Below are 23,638 nucleotides of genomic sequence, written 5' to 3'. Positions count from 1 at the left end.
CAACTGCATACCGTAGTATTAATGGCAATTCTTCAAAGCGTTACCTTCTCATTTAATTGCTCAGAGTATTAGTTCTCCTAAATATAAATTTAGTGTGTAGTCTTTTCAACTACAAACGTGTCGCACCATAATCTATATCATACATAGCATTAGATAAATCTGTATAAGCATCTACAAAGCCATCTATTTTATTAAAAATTTCTTTCCCCTTACTTGACATTTCAATTGGCTCAATATCCTTTTCTCTACCACTTGTAATATCATACTCTAGGTCATATATAAGTTCATCAAAGTAGTCATTGATTAGATTTACTCCATCGTTATTCATAAATCTGTCATAAAGTTCATCTAGTAGTTCTGGATCCTCTATACCATTCTCTATAGTAATCATAGCTTTAACAAAACCTTCATAGTCTTCATCTACTATTTTATTTATTTTATCAATTACTGTACCATCCTTTTTCTGAGGATAGCTATCAGAGTAGTTGCCTTGATTCCAAAAGAATTTATCGTTATCACATTGTAAGCCAAAAACTTCAACAAATTGTCTTCCATCAAATAAGATAGCATTATCCTTATCTACATCTAAAACAATGGTTTCATCTGATAGTGCAGTTTTAATCTTATCTCCTACTTCTACAATAGCCTTTTCACCATCATAGATGGACTTGTCCTCCTTCACAGTTGACATTCTTTCCATCTTATCCTGATAGCTTGTATTATTGCTTAGAAAGCCACTAACTTCCTGTGAAAAAGATAAGGTCTTTTCCCTACCTACTATTAAATGATCTAGAAGCTCTAATTCAAATATTTCAGTCATGTTTTCTAATCTCCTAGTCATGGCTATATCTTCACTGCTAGGAGTAGGATTTCCACTAGGGTGATTATGAAACACTGCAAATCCTTTTACATCTTGATAGTTGAACAATGTTCTAGCCATAATCTTTAAGTCTACAATTGAAGCATCAGTAGACCCTTTAAAAAGCTCTTCAGCTCCAATTATCTTTTCATTGCTATCATAGATTAACATACCAAAGACTTCTTGTTGATGGTGTTGAAACCCTATTTTTAATAACTCCTTTATTGCATCTATATCTTCTACTACATTTAAATCTATTAACTCATTACTAGCTAGATAACTTGTAAAATCCTCATATTTGTTTTTCAAACTATAATCTTTTTTACCATAAACTACTTCTGAATCATTAGCCAATCCATAAGACATAGATGGATAGTAGGTTTTGCCTACCTTTTTAGATAAGAAACTATTATTTTCCTTTCCATAATTTATGGTATCTATAACTTTCATACCTATTTTTTCAAAATAATCTTTAGTTTCTTCCATTCTTTCGTAGGGAGTCTCACTAGAAAAAGCCATGAATACCCTATTAGCCCCTGCCATTAAACCTTCCTTTAAAGTTTCCTTCACACTGTTTTTCCAACTTAGCCTAGTTCTCTTTAGATGAACAGGATGATTCTTTGTATTTACAAAAATAATAGTCCCGGTATCTTTAGTAGGTAAGTTTGTTGATTTTATATAATCTACTAAGACATCAGGACTATCTATTGCTTTTTTATTGTTTTTAATATTGGACTTGGCATAATCTAAGAATTCTAAAAGAGGTTTTATCTCATCATCCTGTCTTTTTATTTTTTCATAAAGTTCTTCCTTGCTATTACAATTAAATTCCCTATATAAATTATTTTTCATTCCTATCCGCCTCCTCATCAAGGTTTATAGAATGGGTTTCAAATAACTCCTTTATCTCCTTAACCTTTTTATCCTCTGGATTTTCCCTAATATAGGTCATTATTTCTCCATAGCTATTAAGACCAAAGTGTTCCAGTAGCCTGTTTTTTTCATTAAACATAATATTCCTCCTTACGGTTTTCATTTATAATTCTCTTTAACAATGTATTTATAGTTTTTTAAAAAGGAAAAACTCCGAGTTTCCTCAGAGCTTGTGTCAGGGCATCAGGGGGCTACACCCCCTAATAACCCCTGTGGACTTTATTTTTAATAAATTCATAGAATTTACCAAAAATAAAGTTTTATATTATCTTGCACCCTTATCCTTTTCCTTGTCTATGTCCTCCTGTGACAGACTAAATTCCTCCCTAACCTTTGCCTTATACTTTTTAAGTTTTACAAGTGTAGACTCCTTATCATCTTTTTTTAGACCATCTACATCATAGGTAGATTCAAAATAGTTGCTGCTCCTAAAATCATTGTCATACCTATCTGGTATACCATCATTATCTAGGTCTTTTTCAAGTGGATCATAATAATTTCCATCATCATCTATTTCAAGTCCTAATTTTTCCCTTAAATCATTTTCATCGACCCTTACATAGTCATTAAACTCCCCATACTTAAGGTCTAAAAGAAAGGCTTCAAGGGCTTGTTCCTTATTAACTGTCCCGCCATCTTCATCTTCAAGATAAGACCTATGAGATATTTCTTTATTATCTACATATTGTGTCCAGGAATAATCTTTAAGGCTTATTTCATACTGTATTTCATGGTTACCATCCTCTGTAGTTGTATAGGCAAGCCCAATATGACCTTCATCTGGAAAAAGTGTATTAAAATCTTCATAAGCATGATCTTCGCCAAATTCTTTATTTAAATAATCAACTATGGCTCTTTTAACATCTTCAATGAGTGGACTTAAGTTTTCCAGTTCCTCTACTTCACCCATATCTAGGAGTTTATTAATTTCAGCCAATCTTGATACTTTATTTTTTAGTTCTTCTGCCTTATCAAAAGGCTTCTTTACTTCTTCTTTGGCAATTTCAAATTGTTCTTTAGTAGCTATAAGTCTTTCTTCAAAGCTTTTTAAACTATCTGGAATTTTATCTATTACATTGTCCATCTTTGTAATATTTCCATCCCTGTTTTGGCCCAAGTCCCCATAATGATTATTAGAACCTTTTAAGTTAAAGTTATGTTCATTAGCAATAATGCTATAGGTTACCTCTATAGGAAATCCCCTGTACTCTCCAATAACTTTCTTATCTCTAAGCTTTATCCCTTTAACCGCTTCTAAAATCCTATCTCCTGCTTCTTTCCTATCTTTAATAAGTTCATTACCAATTTTAATAGAAGTAAATTTGTTTTCTCCTGTTCCCTGTGGCACGATTCTATTAATATCTTCTTTAGCACCTTCTATAAGTCTTTCATACTTTTCAATTTCCCTAGGATAGGTCTTAATAATTTTATCTTCAAGGCTATATAGATTGCTCTTATAATTTCCTTCTAACATCTTTAATTTTGTAACCTCAATATCTAGGTCCATCTTTTCTTTTATTAAGGGGTTGCCTGTTGCAAGGGCTTTAATTTCAGCATAGGATAAGGTGTTCTCATCAACATCTTCTGCCACTCTAGCAGGTGTTTTAGAGGTCATAATTTGAGAAATAAATTTTTGCTTATTCTCTATGGTTTGGTCGAGTGGGTCAGCAATATCTCTACTGCCTTCCCCTCTAAGAACCGTGCATGAGAGTTTCCCCCTCACACGGCTCAAGTTTCTATAAGCCCTAATTAAAGGGCCAACTCTTTTTCATTCTTTTGTGTTTTTAGCTTTTCGTAGCAATCAGGGTGAACCAATTGTTTTACCTTATTATCAAGACCAAACTGATAAATTCTAAAATCAGTTTCAAGGGTGATTTTCCCGTTGCAATGTGTACAATGTCCTTTTTGGTCATTCCACAATTTGCTAATGATTCTTCTCCCTTTGATTTCATTTCTCATCAATTTTTCTTCTCTTTCAACGAAATAATCTTCCCATTCTTGGTCAAAAGCATTGGCCGCTGCTTTGATTTTAGTGAATCTTTTTATATCAGTATTTGTTGCATAAATTAACCTGATAAAGAAATCTTCACCGTTTTCCATTTTATCTCTAGTAGGGACACTGAAACTCCATGTCCTATTACCGATTGTATGAAAATACTTTTTTGCAACCCATCTTCTGCCTTTCTTTGGATGTCTTCGTTTACACCAACTCCATAAACTTTGCCAAATTTCATAATCGAGTTTTTCAAACGCTTTTGCAGAAACATTAAACTTTTGAAAGTTAACCCAACCTCTAATAATAGGATTGAGTTTTCTAATCAGTAGCTCCTGTTTCATTGAAGGATTATCTTTGATTATATTCCTAATCTTCTTAATAATTGCCTCATAATTTTTCTTAGAAGGTTTTGTTAAGAGCTTTCCATCATACATTCTTATATTAACACCTAGAAAATCAAATCCGTCATGGAGATGTGTAATAAATGTCTTTTCCTCCGAAAGTTCCAACCCACGGACTCTTAGAAATTCTTTAATTAATGGTTTAACTTCATACTCTAACAATTCCCTAGATTCTCCTGTTACAATAAAGTCATCAGCATAACGAATAAAGTTAACTTTTGGAAAATGATACTTTCCATTCACTTTTTTCTTAGAAAATCTTTCTTTGAGAACTATCTCTAGACCATCTAAAACCATGTTACTAATTACTGGTGAAATTGGTGAACCCTGTGGACTTCCTTTTTCAGTTGGAAAAAGTTTTTGTGTTTCGATGTATCCACTTTTTAACCATTTCCTAAGTATTTCTTTATCCATTGGAATATTATTCATCATCCATCTGTGACTGATGTTATCAAAACACCCTTTAATATCGCCTTCAAGTACCCATTTAGGAGATTTACCTTTATTCAAACTAGTAAAGCATTGTTCAATTGCATCTTGTGTACGTCTTTTGGGTCTAAACCCATAAGAATTCGGGTCTGCAACTGTTTCTGCAATTGGCTCTAATGAAAATTTATAGAGTGTTTGCATAGCTCTATCTAGCATAGTTGGTATGCTTAAAGGTCTTTTTTTACCATTGCTTTTTGGAATATAAATCCTTTTTAAGGGCATTGGTTTATACCCTCTACGTTTCATTCTCGATATTGCTTTGAATTTAGCTTCTGATGTTAACCATAATTCTCCATCAACACCAGGTGTTTTCTTTCCTTGGTTTTCAGTTACCCTTTTTACTGCTAATGCCTTTGCATAAAATGAATTAGTAAGCAAATATTGTAAAGAATTTACTTTATTATATTTGCCCTCCTTTTGAGCTTTCACAATACGCATTTGTAGCTTTTTAACATCGCTTAGAGCCTTGTTCCAGTCAATACTTTCCCAATTCCTCGCTCTGTCAGAAGTAGCACACGCTTTTGCGTTCATTTGCCTTCTCTCCTTTCAAAAGTTCTAAAAATTCTCTTGTGATTAAAAACCGAATGGAAGTCTGCCCACTTTCGTGTGGAGTAACATTTAAACTCCTATCCATGCTATTACCGCATGGCCTTCGCTTTTTCCATTTTCCTTTACCCGCATTGCTATCGGCATTCCTTGCGGTCTGCTTTGCTAAAAGCAACAATACGGGCTTACCATGTTCCGCCTAATTAATAAATGATGGTTTAGGTTCTACCTCTTCGCCGGCAGTCTTATGTCCGTGTAACCCCACTATGGAAAGGGTTATCCGACTGCGTACCATTTTGGTTCAGGCTTATCAGCAACTTTAGCCTGTTCACCTTAACGACGTTTATCAGTAGTTCACTTACGTTAACCATGCCATCGAGCCTGCTCCCTAACCGTATTGTGCTAACAGTTTCGGTTCTGCCTCACGGCTTCACCTCTAAATAGGGCTACATTTTCATATCAGCTTACCACACTACCGTTACCAGTAATGCAGTTGATATTAGGCTCAACTTACGGAAAAGTTGGTCTAGTCAAAGTGCCAGACAATTAATTAGGCGACTTCATGTCGCACCCAGAGGTAGCTATCAAATGTATTTTCAGTAACATACCTAAATATTTTTACCTTGTCATTTCTATTGCCACGTCTTACTATACGACCCGCCCTTTGCTCTAAATCAGCTGGTCTCCAGGGTACATCAAGATCATGGATAGCTATAAGTCTTTCTTGCACATTTGTACCTGTTCCCATTTTTTGAGTAGAACCTAAAAGAATTCTAACATTACCTTTTCTTACTTTTGAAAATAATTCATCTTTCTGTTTTTCTGTATTGGCATCATGGATAAAGGCTATCTCTTTTTCAGAAACTCCCATATCTAAAAGTTTTTTCTTTATATCATCATATACATTAAAGCTACCATCGTTTTTAGGTGTTGACATATCTGAAAATACCAGTTGCGTTGAACGATTATCCCTTGTTTTATCCCATATGGAATAAATATTTTTAACACATACATTGACCTTGCTATCTGGATCATCTGGTAGTAGGGAATTGATAAGCCTTTGATCCAATGCTAACTTTTTACCATCATTAGTAATTTTCAACATATTGTCCTCTTCTGGCTCAACCCTTCTATCTCTTACCCTATCAGCACGCTCTGAAATGCCTTTTAAGACTTCTTTCTGTTCATCTGTAGGCATTGTCACTATTGTTTCATATTCAGCTTCAGGAACCTTTAAATCGAGCATATCTGCTGTTTTAATATCTGCTACTTCTTTAAACATGCCCATAAGTTCAGGAAGGTTATAAAATTTGCTAAATCTTGTTTTAGCCCTATACTTATCTCCTTCAGGAGAAAGTTCTACTGCTGTTACGGTTTCACCAAAGGTACTAGCCCAAGAATCAAAATGTTGTAAGTTATTCTTTTCAAGTTCATTAAATTGTAAGTATCTTTGCATAGTATAAAGTTCCGTCATACTGTTGGATATTGGAGTTCCAGTAGCAAATACAACCCCTCTTCCACCTGTCATTTCATCTAAATATCTACATTTCATAAACATATCAGAAGATTTAAGTGCTTCACTCTGCCCTATTCCTGCCACATTTCTCATCTTTGTATAAAGAAATAGGTTTTTGTAGTTATGGGCTTCGTCTACATAAAGCTTATCAACACCAAGTTCTTCAAAGGTTACTACATCATCCTTTTTAAAATCATCATTTAATTTCTTTAGTCTACCTTCAAGTTTTTTCTTAGTGTTTTGAAGTTGCTTTACTGTGAAATTTTGACTTCTGTCATACTTATACTCTTCTATATAATCAAGTATCCCTTCTATTTCTCTTCTTATATGGTTCTCTTGATATTCTTTACTCATAGGAATCTTTTCAAACTGTGAATGACCTATAATAACTGCATCATACTCCCCTGTTGCAATTTTTCCTATAAACCTTTTTCTGTTATTAGGCTGAAAATCTTTCTTTGTAGCAACCATAATATTAGCTCCAGGATAGAGTTCCATAAAATCTCTACCTATTTGTTCAGTTAAATGATTAGGAACTACAAATAAGTCTTTACTGCTCATTCCAAGTCTTTTAGATTCCATTGCTGAGGCTATCATTTCAAAGGTCTTGCCTGCTCCCACAGTATGAGCAAGAAGAGAGTTGCCACCATAAAGGGTTCTAGCTACTGCATTTTTTTGATGATCTTTTAGAATAATACCTGTGTTCATTCCCTCAAAATGAAGATTAGAACCGTCATACTCTCTATTGCGTACTGAATTGAATTTTTCATTATATATTTTTTCTAGACGATGTCTTCTATCTGGCTCATTAAATATCCAGTTTTTAAACTCTTCTTTTAAAAGTTCCTGCTTTTGACTAGCTAGCATAGTTTCTTTTTTATTCAGTGAGGAAGATGTACTACCATCTGGATTAGTAACTCTATCCCATACCTTGGTTTCCTTGAGGTTTAAAGCATCCTCTATGATTTTATAGGCATTTACCCTACTAGTCCCATAGGTCATGTTTGCTAGGTCATTTCCTCCATCTTTACTTTTTCCTTCTATCCTCCACTCAGCAGTAAAGGGTGAGTATCTAACATTAATATCCCATCTTGCAAATCCTGGTGTCTTAAGGGTTTCAAACATAAATTCTTCCACATCTTTGGCTGGTACCCAGGTAGCCCCAAGTCTTACTGTAATCTCTGATGCTGTAAGTTCCTTTGGCATTACCTCTTTAAGACTTGCTCTTTGTGTTTTTAAATTCAATAAATTATTTTCTGTTTCTCTTAGATTAGTGCCATCATTATCATCTATAAAACGTAGGTTTCTTTCAATTGTTTCAATATATTCATCTAAGACATTTATTTTATCCCTTATGTTCCCACTTAAATATTCATCAACACTTACATAATTAAAAGCCATAGGATTATGCTTTTCTTTTTCAGTAAAGGGTAGGGCATTATTTTCTCTATCAAATTCCTTAATATCAAGAAAGATTTTTCCTTTTAAGCTATCTACCAAGGTTTTTTCATCAATATCTGTAAGCTCTCCCATATAGTCAAGGTCTACTCTTCCTTTTTCCGCTATAGAAAGAATAAGTGCTTCATCTGGTGTATCTACATGGCTTACAGGAATAGCTTTTTTAATAGTACGTTTTGTAAATATATCTCCCTTTTCCTGAAACTTTCCTTCTTCTAACTTTTCAATACTTGAAATAAGTGCAAAGTTGCTGTCTTCAGATAGGAGTCTAGTATTCATTCTTCCATTGATATAACCATGCTCTTTGCTAAAGGCATCATAGATCTTATTTAGATGTTCTTGAGTTTCCTTAATTTCTGCTTCACTTCTATCTTCCAATTGTGAATCAATCACATCTCTCAGGGCATTTCCAAGGGCAATATAATCTCTAATCTTATCCAGGTCCTTATCGTTCCTATTAACCTCCCTCATTATGGAATCTTCTCTCATATAGATCTTTCCATCTTTTTCAGTAAAGGAGAAATTCTTTACATTATCATCAGCTGGAATAATTTCAGGCTCTCTATCCCCATCCTCTCTTTCTATCTTTATAGGTTCTATTTTCCCTTTAATATTCTTAATTGCTTCAAAGAGTTTAGCCCTTAAATCGTGATAATCATTTGCTTTACAAGTTATAGTATTACCAAATCTTCCTGGTACCTCTAGCATTTCTCCTAGTATCATTTCAGGATTTTCCACAAAATAGCTATTGTAGCTAAGACCATATTCATCCCTTTCTAGCTCATACCAAGGCTCTTCTTTTTCTATTACTGAATCTTTCTTTTGTAGGAAGATAATATCACTGGTTACTTCTGTTCCCGCCATACCTTTAAAGGTATTGTTAGGCAGCCTTATTGCTCCTAGAAAATCACATCTAGCACCTATATATCTACGAACAGAATCATCTTTTTTATCCATTGTCCCACTTGAAGTAATAAAGGCAATAACACCCCCACTTCTAACCTTATCTATTGATTTAGCGAAAAAATAATCATGTACTAAAAAATTGTTTTTGTCATATATTCTATCGTTTACCTTAAATTCACCAAAAGGAACATTACCTATTGCTACATCAAAGAAGTTATTAGAAAATGAAGTTTCTTCAAATCCTTTTACCTGGACCTTATTTTCTGGATATAATTTTTTTGCTATATTCCCTGATATACTGTCAAGTTCTACACCATAAATCTTTGACCCCTTCATACTTTCAGGAAGGCTACCCATAAAGCTACCAACTCCACATGAAGGCTCAAGTATATTTCCCTTTTCAAATCCCATGTTTTCCAGTGCTTGATAAATCCCATCCATTACTACTTTAGGAGTATAAAAGGCCGTAAGTGTTGATTCTTCACAAGCTTCATATTCACTTAGACTTAGGTTATCTTTAAGGAAATTTCTAGCTCTTTCCCATTGGCCAGTTTTGCTTTCATCAAATACATCCGATAAACCACCCCAGCCTACATACTTAGCTAAGGTTTCTTGTTCCTCTTTACTAGCCTCTCTATCCTCTTCTTCTAATATTTTAAGAACCCTTATAGCATTGATATTATTCTCTAATCTTTCTTGTGGTGGAAGACTTTCAGCTAGTATTTCATCAGTAATTACAAAGTTTTTGCCCCTTGCCTCTTCTATGATTTTTTCTTGCCTATCCCTATCATCCTCAAAGTTGTCAAGAGAAAAAGTCAGTTGCTCTACTTCTTTAGATTTTTCTTCATCAAAATCATAAAGCTCTGCAGTATAAAGAAATTCATTTAATTCATCTATATCCTCAAATTGAAGTCTTCTAACCTGTCTTACGTCAAGAATATACCCATCTTTAAGTTCATAGGGAAGGATTTCAATAGATAGAAGTTCCTCTTTTATGCTTTTTACAATAAAGGGATTATCCCACATTTTTATAACACTATCCCTAGCAATAGGCTCTCTATTTAATTGTTGGTCTTTTATATCTATAAGATAATCATTTATTTTATAGGTCTTATAAGCTTCTTCATCCATAAAAAGCTCTATTTTTCTTGAATCTTCAAATGTTTTTCCCTTGTAAAGTTGATACTCTATCCCCTCAAGAAAAATCGGTCTTTCATCCTCATCAAGCTCTATATGACTAAGATAGCTTTTTGGAATTATAATAAATTCTGTACCTACTTTTGCTGCAATAAGCTCCTCCCCTATCTGATCTTCCCCTTGCATAAAAAGAATTTCTGGATCTACCTCCTGTGAAGCTTCATCTCTTGTAAAGTCATCAAGTTCTCCAAAAAATACCCTATGAATTTCTTCTTCACTTAACTGTTTTTTAAGTTCACTGTCTCTTAGTTCTTTAAATGTCTTAGGAAAATCTTCAAGAATAAGTCTTTCTGCTCCTACTTCCCTAAGCTCCCTAAGATTAAAATAACCCCATTCTGGCTCCATACCTATTACAAGACCAAAGGCATCTTCTGTTTCAGGGTCATACTCTGTTAAATACCAGGTCCAGTTAATTTTAAAAGGAATAATATAAGCTGCATGGACTGCTTTATCTCCTACAGATATCTCTCCTGTTTCTCCTAATCTAGGAACTTTTTCTAAAATTTCATCATTCATAAGTTCTCTAGGATTAACCTTTGAATAATATTGAGGAATAAAAAAGGAAGTAGATTTATCGTCTACCTCCTGGTCCCTATCTTTACTTATTTCTTCATCTAATTGTAAACGTACTCCTTCATTGCTAGTTCCCTCAGCTGATGATTGAGATTCTCCATCAGTCCTACCCACTTCATCTGATCCTCTTCCTTTAATTTCTCTGTCAGCCCAAAGCTCTCCATCATCCTTGGTTTCTCCATCTCTATAAAGTTCCTGGCTGTCTCTTCTACCTCTAGTAGGTGTTTCATTAGGCTCTTCTCTAGGAACATCTCCTGGAATAAATCCTCCTTCTCCTCTGCCATGAAGTTCAGTCTGACCTTGGCGAATCTGTGGGTCTGGTAGGTCTGATCTTTCATCAGAACTTCTTCCGATACTTCCTTCATCTTCAGGATTATCCCTTCCTGTGTTTCGCATTGTCCAAAAATCATCTGATATTCGTTCTCTATCTTCTCTTCCTTCTGGTATGCTTCCAGTCTCTCCTCGAAATCCATCGTCTATCCCTCCTATATTTTCTTCATTACCTCTATCTTCTATATTTTCATTGTACCGCTCTGCTAGTCTTTTTGTCAGCACCTTATTTTTATCAATTTCTTTATCTATAGTAATTGTTCTTTCAAGGATACTTTCAACCATTGAATTTAACTCATTTCCTACTATTGTTAAGGAAATTTCATCAAGACTTCCAAGAACACTATTAATCTTATTTCTATCTACTTCATAATTTATATCAAGTCTGCTAGCATACCCTATTTTTATAGACTCTGTAAGAAAATCATTAAATACCTTCCTATGGCTCGGAGCTACCTTAAGTTCATTTAAAATATAATTACCCCTATTTATTACTTCTGTATATGCAATATTTTCAAGGGTTTCATCTATTGTCATATCCTTTATTTCATCTTCATTAAAAGCACCATCAAACCCTAAAGTTTCCCTTAAGCTAACCTCTCCATTGCTTAATTCCCATAACTCAACTTGATTTGTGGCTCTTGACATTGATACTGTTTGGTTAAGGTCAAAGATGTAGGTTACTTTACCATACTCTCTATAACTCTTATATATAGGAATTCCTTTTTCTCCACGCTTTACAGTTCTATTAAATTTCTTTCTCCAAAAATCAAATTCTCCACAGGCTCTTGCACTAGCATTCTTATCATAGATGCTAAGTTGGCTAGTAAAATCATATTTATAATTATTTCCAATAGTTCTCATAAGTGAAATATACTCATCACTATTAGAGAGAACCCTTGACTTGATTTCTTGTATAAAATGCTCAAAATCATTTATCCTCATGTTTTCCTCCTTCTTCCATAATAAAATATAAGCTATAAGCTACAATTATGAATTTCCTGTATTATTTCTTCTAAAACATTAACCACTATGCTATTACCAGCTTGTTTATAGAGAATACTAGACATACAATCCTTTCTTCTTGGAAATATTTCTATAAGCTTATCAAAATCACTATCATCAAATCCCATTAACCTAAAGCATTCTCTTTCAGTAAGATACCTATAGCTATTATTGCCTATGGTAAGTATTCCTGAATTAGGAACTCTTACTTGTTTGGTGGATATGGTATAACAAAAGTCTTCTATTACTTGAAGCCTTCCTTGAAATTGTGGCTTATAGGATGGATCATAGAGTATTCTAAGCATTGAAGGTTGCTTAACTAAAAATATATCTCCATACCTCTCCATTACATTTTCTTCAAGAAAGTCTGATAAATGCTTGGCTTCTTGATGTTTTAGATTGCTAAACTCAAAAGGATTTTCACCTAAATAACTAATGGCAAAAATCCTTTCCCTCTTTTGTGCTATTCCAAAGTTTATTGAATTAAGGATTTCATACTTGGTTTCATAACCTAGTCTTTCCATTTCTTTAAGGTAATAAAAAAAGGAAGCTCTCATATTTTTATCGAGAACTCCCTTAACATTTTCCCATATTATCCATCTGGGTTTATCCTGTTTTTCTTCTATTATCCTTATAGTTTCAAAAAGAAGACTGCTCCTTGTTCCACTTCCTTTCCTTCCTCCAAGTTTTTCACCTATCCTAGAAAAATCTTGACAGGGACTACCATGAATTACTAAATCAACTTTTGTATCTGGAAGACTATAATTACATACACTTCGTGGCTCATAATTTTCATTAAAGAGTGCATTATAGCTTTTTACACAATTCTTATCTATTTCAACATAATCTACAATCTCAAAGGGAATTTTACTATTGATATAAGCCTTCCTTATTGCACCTATACCACCAAAAAGCTCTACAATATTCATACTTGTGAAATAACTTCCCTTATTCTTTTTTCTACATCTCCTATAAAATCCTTTAAATTAGCTTTTCCCTCTGCAATTTCATACAGTTTTACTTCCCAATCTACTGTTGTATTTGGATTTCTAAGAAAGTCTGCCACAAGAGATAATAACTGCTCTCCTTTATATGTTGAAATAAGTTTCCTCTCATCTCTTTTTATAAGTTCTTTTTGTATAAGGTTTTCAATTGTTCCAGCCCTAGTTGCTGGTGTACCTAAGCCTTTAGTTTCTATATCTAAATCTTGTTTTGCATCTTTACCTGCAAGCTCCATATCCTTAAGCAAGGTATCCTCTGTATAGGCTTTAGGTGGATTTGTATATTTTTCATTTATTTTCTTATCCTCAACCTTAAGCCTATCACCTTTATTTAGCCTTGGAAGAACCTTATCTTCTTTTTTTCTAGTATATGAAGTAAGGTATTTAGTAAATCCTTCATCTATTACTACTGTTCCTCTACTTGTAAATTCATAGCCCTCTACATCACATATAACCTTAGTGTTTTCAGTAATTAGATTTCCTGATCTTGCTGCTAGAAGCTTTGCCTTTATAAGCTCAAATATCTTTTCTTCTGAACCTTGTAAACTTCTAGTATCAAAGTCAAGAGAACCACTTGTTGGAATTATGGCATGATGATCTTCTACCTTCTTAGAGTTAAAAATACTTTTAAAATTCTCTTCATCAAAGTCATTCCCAAAGGAATCTACATAAGTTTTAACAATATCAATCATATCGTCGGTAAGAAACCTACTGTCTGTCCTTGGATAAGTTATAAGTTTCTTTTCATATAAACTTTGTGCATAGTCTAAGGTCTGCTTTGCACTATAGCCAAAATACTTATTACACTCTCTTTGAAGTGTTGTTAAATCAAAAAGTCTATCAGGTCTAGTAATTTTTCTTTTCTTCTCTATTTCCTTTACTTCAACAAGTTCAGGTATAGATAAAAGTAACCTTTCTACTTTTTCCTTTTCGTCGATTCTTGATGTCTCTAAATCAATATCTTGTGCTTTTATCTGAACTGTAAAATACTTCTTTTTTACAAAATTTCTTATGGACTTATCCCTATCTACAACCATTGCAAGTGTTGGTGTTTGCACCCTACCTACTGAATAGTTATTATTATGAAGGCAAGAATAATATCTAGAAAGATTCATTCCCACTAACCAATCAGCCTGTCCCCTTGCTAGTGCAGATCTAAATAAATTTTCATATTCTCTCCCATCTTTAAGACTATTAAAACCTTCTTTTATTGCCTTATCTTCCATTGATGAGATCCAAAGTCTTTTGATAGGTTTTTTACATCCTGCCTGATTATAAACCAGTCTAAATATAAGTTCCCCTTCCCTTGCTGCATCACAAGCATTTATAACCTGGGTAACTTTTTTATCTGTTAGCAATTTCTTTAAAATACAATATTGTTTCTTAGTATATTTTGAAATTTCATATTTATAATTATCAGGAAAAATTGGAAGATCAACTATATCCCATTTTCTATATTTTTCATCGTAACTTTCAGGATTGCTCATCCTAATTAGATGCCCTACACACCAACTTACAATATAATTATTTCCCTCAATATATCCATCTTTTCTTGAATTTGCACCTATTACCTTGGCTATACTAATTGCTACACTTGGTTTTTCTGCTATTACTAATTTCAAATTATCTCCTCCATTTCATTTTTGGACAAAAAAATAGCAGCCTAGATATAATTACTTATCTAAGCCGCTACTATTTCTCTATTTACTTATTTTTACCAGGATTTATTTGGATCTTTAAGGGAAAATGTAAATACTATTTTCATCTTTCCATTTGTGGTTTCCTCATATTTTGCAGTTTTAGTCTTTAAATTAAACTCCCATCCCCTATAATTACTCTTAAAATCTTTATAGTCAAGATCTTCTGTTTCCCTTATATATTTTCCATTACTTTTTATTACACGAGCAAATCTCATTTTCATTCCAGTCATATCTATGCTTTCACCATCATCATAGGTCTTTTTATCAGGTAAGCTTACTAGTTTTTCAGGATACCATTGATTAACCTTGACACCCTCTGGAAGGTTCATATCCTTTAAATTGTTTTTATCCTTTTCTTTTTCAATGCTTTCTCTCAAATCCCTTACATCATCCTCAAGATTTTCAAATTTCCCCTTGTATTTCTCATTGTCCTTTTCAAGCTTTTCCTTCTCTTTACTAAGGTTTGAGATTTTATCGTCAAGCTTATTTATCTCATTATTTAGTTTTTCCTTGTCCTTACTTGACTGATTTTTTTGGTTTTCTAGCTCTTTTTCCATCTCTTCTTTTGCCTTTTTCAAGGCTTCTATTTCTTTATTCATCTTATCTAGTTCTTTTCTTAAATCTGCTTCAAGTAAGTCCTTATCTTTAGATAATTGTTCAATTTTATCTTCTAGTTTTTCTACCTTTTTATCAAAGACTTCTATAGCCTGATTTAGTTTATCCTCTAGCCTTTCTTTTTCCTTATTTATTAAATCTAAATCCTTATTTAACTCGTCAATCTCACCCTTAAGTTTTTCTCTTTCCTCCTTGGTCTTATTTTTTTCATCAGCCAGTTCTTTTTCAAGTTCTGCCTTTTCTTTATTCATTTCTTCAATTTTCTTATCTAAATTGTCAATACTTTCTCTTAACTCATCTCTTTCTGCCTTAGATTCTTCTCTTTCTTTTTCAAGTTGTCCTTCAATTTCTGTTTTTTCATTGTCTAATTTGTCTAGCTTGTCGTTAAGGTCAGAAATCTTATTATCAAGCTCTTTTTTATCTTTCTCATACTCAGCCTTTTCCTGATTAAGCCTATCTTCAAGATCTTTGATTTTATTATTAAGTTCTTCTTCTACTAAGGCCTTTTCCTTTCTTAAATCTTCAAGATTCTTATCTAAATCTGCAATATCCTTTTCAAGTTCTTTTTTATCCTCTTCCATCTTATCTATTGTATCTTCTAGCTCTTTTTCTAGATTTTCTTTAGCTTCATTTAGATCATCAGTTTTTTTCTTTAGAGCATCTATCTCTTTTTCAAGAGCCTTCTTATCTTCTTCTGATTTTTCCTTCTCATCAGCTAATTCTTGTTCTAACCTATCCTTGGCTTTTTCAAGTTCATCAGTTTTATCCTTCAAGTCATTTATTTCCTTGTTAAGTTCTTCCTTATCTTTGGCTGCTTGCTCTTTCTCCTTGGCAAACTCTTTCTCAAGCTCTGCTTTTTCCTTATCTAATTCATCAATCCTATTATTAAGGTCTTCAAGCTCTTTTTCTAATTTTTCTTTTTCTATCTTATCTTTTATTTCATCAGTTAAGTCTTGAAAAACATCTTCTAGGTCGTCTGTATCTGAATCTTTAAACTTATCATCTCCACTTGCTACTTCCTTTAAAAATTCTTTTGCTTGTTCATTACAGTCAACAGCTACTGTATAAATATCAAGGACATCTATATTGTCACTTTTTGCAAGATTAGCTTCTGCTAAGGCACAAAACTTACCCTTGCTAGTGGTTGTGTCTTGTCCTGCCTTATCATAATAAAAACTTCCTTCAAGAACCTTTTTATTGTTATTCATATAATCATCAAGGTTAATTTTCGGTTCATAAATACGATTTGCTTCTCCATCTGAAAGAAGAACTATAATTTTCTTATCTCCAGTTGATTTTTTAAATATCATCCTTGCTTCATGAATTCCCCCTTGTGTAAAGGTCATATCCTTTGCAACAAGCCCATCAATAACATTAAATAGCTTACTCTTATCTTTTTTCTGCAAAAAAACTGTTCCATCATTTTTATAATGGATCACATCAGATGCAAAGCTAATAAGTGCTATATTGGTGTTTATATTATGAGCCTCTTGCTCTTTCCATATGGCCTCAGCCATATCCTTAGCTGACTTCTTAGCCTTTGTCATTTTAGTTCCATTCATTGATCCTGAAATATCAACTACAATAACCATGTCAACTTCATAAGAAAATCTATCATTTTTATCACTTGCAAGTACAGGGGTTACTAGTCCACACATTACAGTAAGACTAAGTATCCCTGCTAACATTTTTTTAAATAATCCTGTTTTTTTACCCATTACATCAAATCCTCCTTTGTGTATTCAGTTTCATTATCCTCTTCCTCATTGTCTTCTTTATCACTAGGTCTAAAAAAATCATCATTTGGAATTTCATCATCTTCAAAATCTCCAAATCCATCATCATTAGACTTAACAACCTTAAAGTAATATCCAGCTCCTACTACTGCAGCTACTATAAATAGGACCATTAAAAAAGAACCCTTAGAATCTTCTTTCTTGGGTTCTTCTGGTTCAGCTTCTTCTTTTTTCAATACTTCTTTTTTAGGTTCTTCCTTAATCTTATTCGTTCCATTTCTTTCCTCATCTTGCTCAATCATATTTAGTAGGTCTTGTTCTGATACCTCAGTTAAGAGTTGAACATTAGAATCAGGCTCGTCATGGTTAATAATAAGATGAAATACCTTGCCACTCTTTGTTTGAAAAGTAAGAAATTCTCTTGCATCAGCCTTTGGTCTTTCCTTCATTTGACCACCATTAGGTCCATCTATAGCATCTGTAATCTCACTTTTTCTTGGATATTCCCTATTATCAGCCCCAACAGACTCTGTAATAGTTCCCCTTGCCTGGCTAGGATCTGTAGGCTCATAGGGATTTTCCTTTGGTATAGTTGATTCTTCCTTTGGCTTATTTACATCTATTAGAAAACCATTGCCTGTTTCTGCTGGATTTAGTGAAGGCTTATTAACATCAACAGTAATGTTATCTTCCTTATTTTTAGCATTTTCAGGACTATTAACATCTATTACAAATTCTCTTTCAAGTTCTCGACTAGAGTCAGATGCAAAGACTTTAGATGCATAGCTTGTTCCAATTGCACTTACTATAACCAGTGCTAGTAATATCATTATAACTTTTCTCATGTTATTGTTCTTTTCCATAGGTCAGATTCTCCTTTTCAAATTCTTTACATATTTTATTTTCATTTTTTCTTGTTTTTTCTGTTTCAGTAAAAATCTTCACTGCTTCCAAAAGATTAATTTCTTGCTCATAACATATAGCCATAATCTCTTGACCTGCTATTTCCTCTTCTTCCAACCTTAAAAGTTCCAATTCATCTTCGCTTTTTTTAATTTGATCTTTTAGCTTTTTCTGGTCTCTTTTTATTTTCTTATATCTATTTTCCATTTTTTTATCCATTCATTAAAACCTCCTTCTTTTAATAGGGAAATCCCCATTTTGCACTACTTCCATAGTAGGCAATCCAATCTGAAAGCTTGGTATCCTTTACAATACCAATATTTTCTCTTATGACTCCATTGCCAACATAAATACCAACATGACCATATTTCTTCCCAGCCTGAGTATGATTATGAGTAGGTACTGCTACCATCATTCCAGGTCTAAGTTCTGAAAGGTCATTGCTATTACAGTACCAATAATACTGATCATTTGCGTTGCCTCCAGGTCTTGGATAACCTGCATTTACATAAACATTGCTTACCCATGCAGCACAGTAACCACCACCAGCTGTAGGTGTTCTATATGCTGCTAATACAAGAGCTTTTTCCTTATCTGAAAGATTAGGGTTGTTTACTAATTCCCCTATTATGGTGCTATCTGGAATAACAGGAGTTATACCACTTCCACCAAAATACTCCTCCATGTTACCACCTGTTTCAAGAAGGGCTTCATAGTGAGCAAGGTTTTCCTCGTATCCATCAAATTCCTCTCTTGCAACAGTATCCATTTCTTTTTTCGTGACTGTAACCTTCAAAACATACCAGTCATAAGGCTCCATTACACAGTATCTATCTTCACCACTTCCATAGCATACCTGCCTATATCTGGTTTCAACTATGGTTTCATAATCAACCTTATACATCTTATTAAATAGTTTTTTTAATTCTCCACTAAGGCTTGATACATCGGTTACTTGTCCATATTTGGCAGTTATAAAGCTTAAAAGTTCATGAATGTCATGACCTATATCAGTATTTCCTCCTACATGGTACTCGTCATAGCCTGGATAATAACTTTCTATATTGGCAAGTTCATCTCCTAGTTCATACTCTAGCTTGGTAAACTCACTATTTATATCTGCAAGAGTATCTTCCCCTGACAAGTAGGTGGTACTCATAACTTGGCTAGTTACTGATGATATTCCAGCTAGAAAGAATGTTGCAACTTGGCTCAGGGTCATAAAACCTATAATGGCTATAGCAAGAAGAATAAGGATCTTTCTTATATTTCTTCTTATTAGTTGGGAACTTCCTTTTAAAATATTTTCCATTCCTTTTTTTAGCCTGTCTTTGAAACCAATTGCAATATTATGCTCTTCATAGATTTTCTTTTTCATCTGCCTTCTTTTAATCAATTTCTTATAGGTAGTCTTTTTTTGAAAATCTTTTTCATTTTTCAAACCCTTGATTTCAGTCTTATATTCAGCTCTTGCCAAATTTTTCTGATGCTTTAAATTTAATTTTCTTTCAAGCTTTATGGGACTTCTTCTTTGCCTTTGAAGCTTGTTTTGGGCATGTCTTGTCATACTTGCATTTAGGTATAAACCTTTTTCACTTGCATCAATGGCTACATTTTCATCACTTCCAGCCCTAATATATTCAGCGGCCAGATAGCTTGCCCCTGAAATTCCTCCTGCAAATTTTCCTGTCTTATCATATTTAGGCTTGTGATAAAGTTTACTTGCCTTTTTCCTTTTTTGAATTAGTTTGCTTTCGCTTTTTCTATATTGTTTTTCTACCTTCCCTTCAAGGGCTATAGTTTGACTTGGAACTTTTTCACCTGTCTTATTAGCCATGCCAGCTTTAAGGTCTTTAACATCATCTGTAGTTAATTTACCATCTTTTTTGTTTATTTTTTTCTGATGATCATATACAAGCTTCCTCTTATAATAATCTTTCTTCTTACTATTATTTTTGAAACTATCTACGCCACTGGCTCTTTCCTCAAAATCTTCTACCCTTACCTCATCGTCTTCCTTATTAGGAATAATGAGATTGTTGGCATCATCTTTAAATAGGGTATTGCTTTCTATTTCCTTATCTAAATCTTCATGTTTTGGATCTTCAATCTTTTGCTTTAAATTATTTATCTGTTTCTGTTTTTTTACTTTTTCTACATTTATTGATTTATCTTGTAAATTATCTAAAGAACCCTTATCATATCCCTTTCTATCCTTGTATTCATCACTCTTCTTGCTAGTAACCTTAGTTTTTTCATGCTTTAACTTTGTTTTCTTTTTCATAATAGATTCATCAAATCTATCCTTCTCATGAACCCTTTTACCAAGATAGTTACTGGTCTTTACCCTTGCACCTATATCAAGATTTTTTTCTTCTATTATGACTTCCTTTACTTGCCTACTTTCAGTAGTAATCTTTTCTAAATTGTTTGAATCACCAGTCCTTTCTTCCTTAGCCCTATGTTTTTCTATTTGTTTTTGAGATAAAGAAAGTCCACCTTTTTTATCAGTGGACTTAATTTCTCTCTCAAAATTATTTAACTTAGACTTCTTTTCTACAATGTTTTCTTGAAATCTTTCACCATCCTTAGTTCTTTTATCCTTGTAATCCTTTGCTTTTTCACGTTTACCTATATCTAGATATGTTCTCCTTTTTATTTTCTTCTTATCTTTCATTTTAATCTACTTCCTCAGGTTTTGTTGTCATCTTCTGATACAAGATTGTATCTTTAGGGAACTTGTCAACAAAGGGAACAATAGTATTCCCAAAGAATAAAAGTCCCTCTCCTGCATTGGAATTTGTAACATAGTTTAATTGAAAAGGAGAAATTTTAAGTTTTTTGGCTAAGATTTCCCTATCTCCAGAAGCTTGGTTAAGCATGAGGACAAAGTCTGTATTATCAAAGATATTTTCAATTTCTGCACTTCCTAAAAGGTCTTTTACGTTTTGTGTTATACCTGTTGGAACTCCACCCCACTTTCTAAATCTTTTCCATATTTCAACTGAGTATTGGGCAGTTTGCTGATCTTTTAAAAGCAAGTGAAACTCGTCAATATAGTATCTTGTTGCCCTATTAGCCCCCCTATTTGAGGAAACTTTATTCCATACCTGGTCCTGTATAACTAACATTCCTATTTTCTTCAGTTGATTTCCCAGTTCCTTTATATCAAAGCATATAAGCTTTTTATTAAGGTCTACATTACTTCTGTTATTAAATACGTTTAAAGAACCAGTAACATAGATTTCCATTTCTGTAGCCAGCTTTCTTCCTACACTTTCTTCTTGTTCTTGGAGAAGATTATAAAGGTCACTTAGTATAGGCATATTTTCAGGTTTAGGGTCTGCAAAATAATCCTTGTATATCTTAGGTAGACACCTATCTATTACAGACTTTTCAGCTGCAGTTAGACCACTGCCACCTACTACAAGTTCAAGCATACTCATTATAAAATTTGCCTTATCCTTTAATGGTGCGTCTCCATCTCCATAGTTCATATTAATATCAAGAGGGTTTAGATAGTCTTTAGACTTAGCTGAAATTTTAATAACTTCACCCTTAAATTGTTTTACAAGACTTCCATACTCACCCTCTGGATCTGTAATAATCACATCATCATCTGTAACCAAAATCGCATTTGCCATTTCCCTTTTGGCTGCAAAGGATTTTCCAGACCCTGGTGTTCCTAGAATAAGTCCATTTGGATTTTTTAGTTTCTTCCTATCTGCCATTATAAGATTATGAGACAGAGAATTAAGCCCATAATATAAGCTTGTATTTGAACCCATAAAAAGTTCTTCTGTTGTAAAAGGCATAAATACAGCAGTTGATGAAGATGTTAATTGTCTTTTTATTTCAACCTCATTTACTCCTAAAGGAAGAACTGACATATAACCTTGCTCTTGCTGATGGTCTAGTCTTTTTAAGGCACAGTTATTACGGTTACATATGGAAGAAATCTGGGCTATAGTATTATCTAGCTTTTCCTTACTTTTGCTTAAATTCATAATGGTAAAGGTTACATGGAACATTCTCTCATCCCTAGATTGAAGGTCAGTCAAAAGATTTTTTATATCACTTCCATATACATTAAGGTCTGATGGTATAATATCCATATCATAGCCAGCTCTTACAGCCTTTTTTTGTTCTTCTATCATCATCTTTTGAAGGTCTGTATTCTTTCTCTTTACCATCTTAATAGCATCTACCTGATCTATGGCATGAATATGAAGGCTTACATACATATTATCTTCAATAGAAAGAATTTCCGATAAAAACCTATCTGAAAGCTCACTTGCTAAGATCTGAAAATGACTTAAGGCACAAATGTAATTCCCCATCTGCATATATTTAGGATTTATGAACTTGAATGTACTAGGCATTATAAGTTTTCTTGTGTCCCTATTTTCAAGTCCTTGTCCATCATAATCAAAGCTATTATCAGGATTTAGCATATCGTGAAGTAGTTTAAGTCTTTCAAGACCTACTAAGGTTTCAGCCCTTACCCCCATACTTTTTAAATTTGATAGGACATCTATCTCTATCCTCTCAAGAACAGGTTTGGCTTGGTCATAGCTTTCTGACTTTGTATTAACAACGATATACTTTGATTTTCTAAGACCATTATTACCCTTTGAAAGCTGGTCCTTAAGCATTCCCCTAAATTCTTTTCTTATCTCATCAAAACCATCCCCCTTACCTGGTATAGTAATTGCATTTTCCATTTCCTTAATTCTTCCTACCTGATTAACAAAGCTTAGTTGAAGCTCTGTTGTTGAATCAAAGGAATTTAAAAAGCCTGCAAATTGATTAAAGATAAGATCTCTATCTTCCTCAAGTGCAAGCTGATAGTTTATATCCTCATATTTTATAACTTTATTGTACTTTCCCTCACCGATATAACATATACCATTCCTATACATCTTCTTATAGGGAATGGTATCTTCTATGGTATATCTTTTCTTTTCCTTCTTTAAGAGTTCAAGGAATGAAGAGCTTTTCTTTTGGTTAGACTTAAGATTTTTTGTTTCCTTAACTACTTTTTTTAGCTCTTTTTCCTTTCTTTGCAGTTTTTCTTCCTGCCTTTTTCTTTTTTCTAAATTTCTTTGCTGAATCTGTTTTTTTCCCATTTATGTTTTGCTCCTCCTTCCTCATCTCTATAAATCTCTCCTTACTAACCCTAACTTTAGGTTGGTGTCTTTCATGAAGATATATATATTTAAGATATTTCTCACTTGAAAGCCCATCCTTCTCATAAAAGACCACAAAGAAAATAGGTATAGTTAGTATAATCATTAAAAAGACAGCTAGGTCATTACCAAGAATATTTCTTGTTTTTAGATATGTTGGAATACCAATAATACCTGCCACCCCAAACCCTATGAGCTGCCTTTTAGTAAGATTAAAAGCTACTTTTGTTTTAACATTACTTAAATCTTTAGGTATCTGAACATAAGCCAATCTCTATCACCTCA

Annotated in this window: 12 protein-coding genes and 1 pseudogene; all 13 read right to left on the bottom strand. The window is 33.3% G+C overall.

Annotation, left to right across the window (positions count from 1 at the left end; all coding sequences use genetic code 11):
* Positions 1-109 precede the first annotated feature (109 nt).
* The 13 genes and pseudogenes from TICRE_RS11190 to TICRE_RS11130 all read right to left on the bottom strand — a co-directional run bounded on the left by TICRE_RS11190 (position 110) and on the right by TICRE_RS11130 (position 23,624).
* The gene (locus tag TICRE_RS11190; protein ID WP_075728104.1) at positions 110-1,711 is read right to left on the bottom strand and encodes a JAB domain-containing protein; all 1,602 of its coding nucleotides are present in this window, start codon (positions 1,709-1,711) and stop codon (positions 110-112) included.
* Positions 1,701-1,871, bottom strand: a complete 171-nt coding sequence (locus tag TICRE_RS13315; protein ID WP_158016534.1) for a hypothetical protein — start codon at positions 1,869-1,871, stop codon at positions 1,701-1,703. The genes TICRE_RS11190 and TICRE_RS13315 overlap by 11 nt, the downstream gene beginning before the upstream one ends.
* A 1,095-nt stretch (positions 1,872-2,966) precedes the next feature.
* Positions 2,967-3,446 (bottom strand): annotated as a pseudogene (locus TICRE_RS13895) (helicase); the annotation flags it as partial.
* Between the two features lie 95 nt (positions 3,447-3,541).
* Complete coding sequence (gene ltrA, locus TICRE_RS11180) at positions 3,542-5,209, bottom strand: group II intron reverse transcriptase/maturase (protein ID WP_075728102.1); 1,668 nt, start codon at positions 5,207-5,209, stop codon at positions 3,542-3,544.
* A 565-nt stretch (positions 5,210-5,774) separates the two neighbouring features.
* Positions 5,775-12,149 carry a helicase-related protein gene (locus TICRE_RS12990; protein ID WP_233120202.1) on the bottom strand — a complete coding sequence of 2,125 codons (6,375 nt, stop codon included), beginning with the start codon at positions 12,147-12,149 and terminating at the stop codon, positions 5,775-5,777.
* Between the two features lie 32 nt (positions 12,150-12,181).
* Entirely contained in the window at positions 12,182-13,138 is a 957-nt protein-coding gene (locus TICRE_RS11165) for a DNA cytosine methyltransferase (RefSeq protein WP_075728100.1), read from the bottom strand.
* A complete protein-coding gene (locus TICRE_RS11160; RefSeq protein WP_075728098.1) occupies positions 13,135-14,832 on the bottom strand; it encodes a DNA topoisomerase 3 in 1,698 nt (565 codons plus the stop codon). Before TICRE_RS11160 ends, TICRE_RS11165 begins: the two co-directional genes overlap by 4 nt.
* Positions 14,833-14,924: 92 nt before the next feature.
* Entirely contained in the window at positions 14,925-17,243 is a 2,319-nt protein-coding gene (locus tag TICRE_RS11155; protein WP_075728096.1) for a VWA domain-containing protein, read from the bottom strand.
* Positions 17,243-18,124, bottom strand: coding sequence for a CD1107 family mobile element protein (locus tag TICRE_RS11150; RefSeq protein WP_075728094.1), 882 nt, complete (start codon positions 18,122-18,124; stop codon positions 17,243-17,245). Before TICRE_RS11150 ends, TICRE_RS11155 begins: the two co-directional genes overlap by 1 nt.
* Positions 18,108-18,383, bottom strand: coding sequence for a hypothetical protein (locus TICRE_RS11145; protein WP_075728092.1), 276 nt, complete (start codon positions 18,381-18,383; stop codon positions 18,108-18,110). Before TICRE_RS11145 ends, TICRE_RS11150 begins: the two co-directional genes overlap by 17 nt.
* 19 nt (positions 18,384-18,402) lie before the next feature.
* A complete protein-coding gene (locus TICRE_RS11140; RefSeq protein WP_075728090.1) occupies positions 18,403-20,841 on the bottom strand; it encodes a CD1108 family mobile element protein in 2,439 nt (812 codons plus the stop codon).
* A gap of 1 nt (position 20,842) precedes the next feature.
* Positions 20,843-23,293, bottom strand: coding sequence for a VirB4-like conjugal transfer ATPase, CD1110 family (locus TICRE_RS11135; RefSeq protein WP_075728088.1), 2,451 nt, complete (start codon positions 23,291-23,293; stop codon positions 20,843-20,845).
* Entirely contained in the window at positions 23,196-23,624 is a 429-nt protein-coding gene (locus TICRE_RS11130) for a PrgI family protein (RefSeq protein WP_075728086.1), read from the bottom strand. The genes TICRE_RS11135 and TICRE_RS11130 overlap by 98 nt, the downstream gene beginning before the upstream one ends.
* Positions 23,625-23,638 lie beyond the last annotated feature (14 nt).

The sequence above is a fragment of the Tissierella creatinophila DSM 6911 genome, assembly GCF_001940565.1.
Taxonomy (GTDB): domain Bacteria; phylum Bacillota; class Clostridia; order Tissierellales; family Tissierellaceae; genus Tissierella_A; species Tissierella_A creatinophila.
This window is presented reverse-complemented; position numbering and strand designations above follow the sequence as displayed.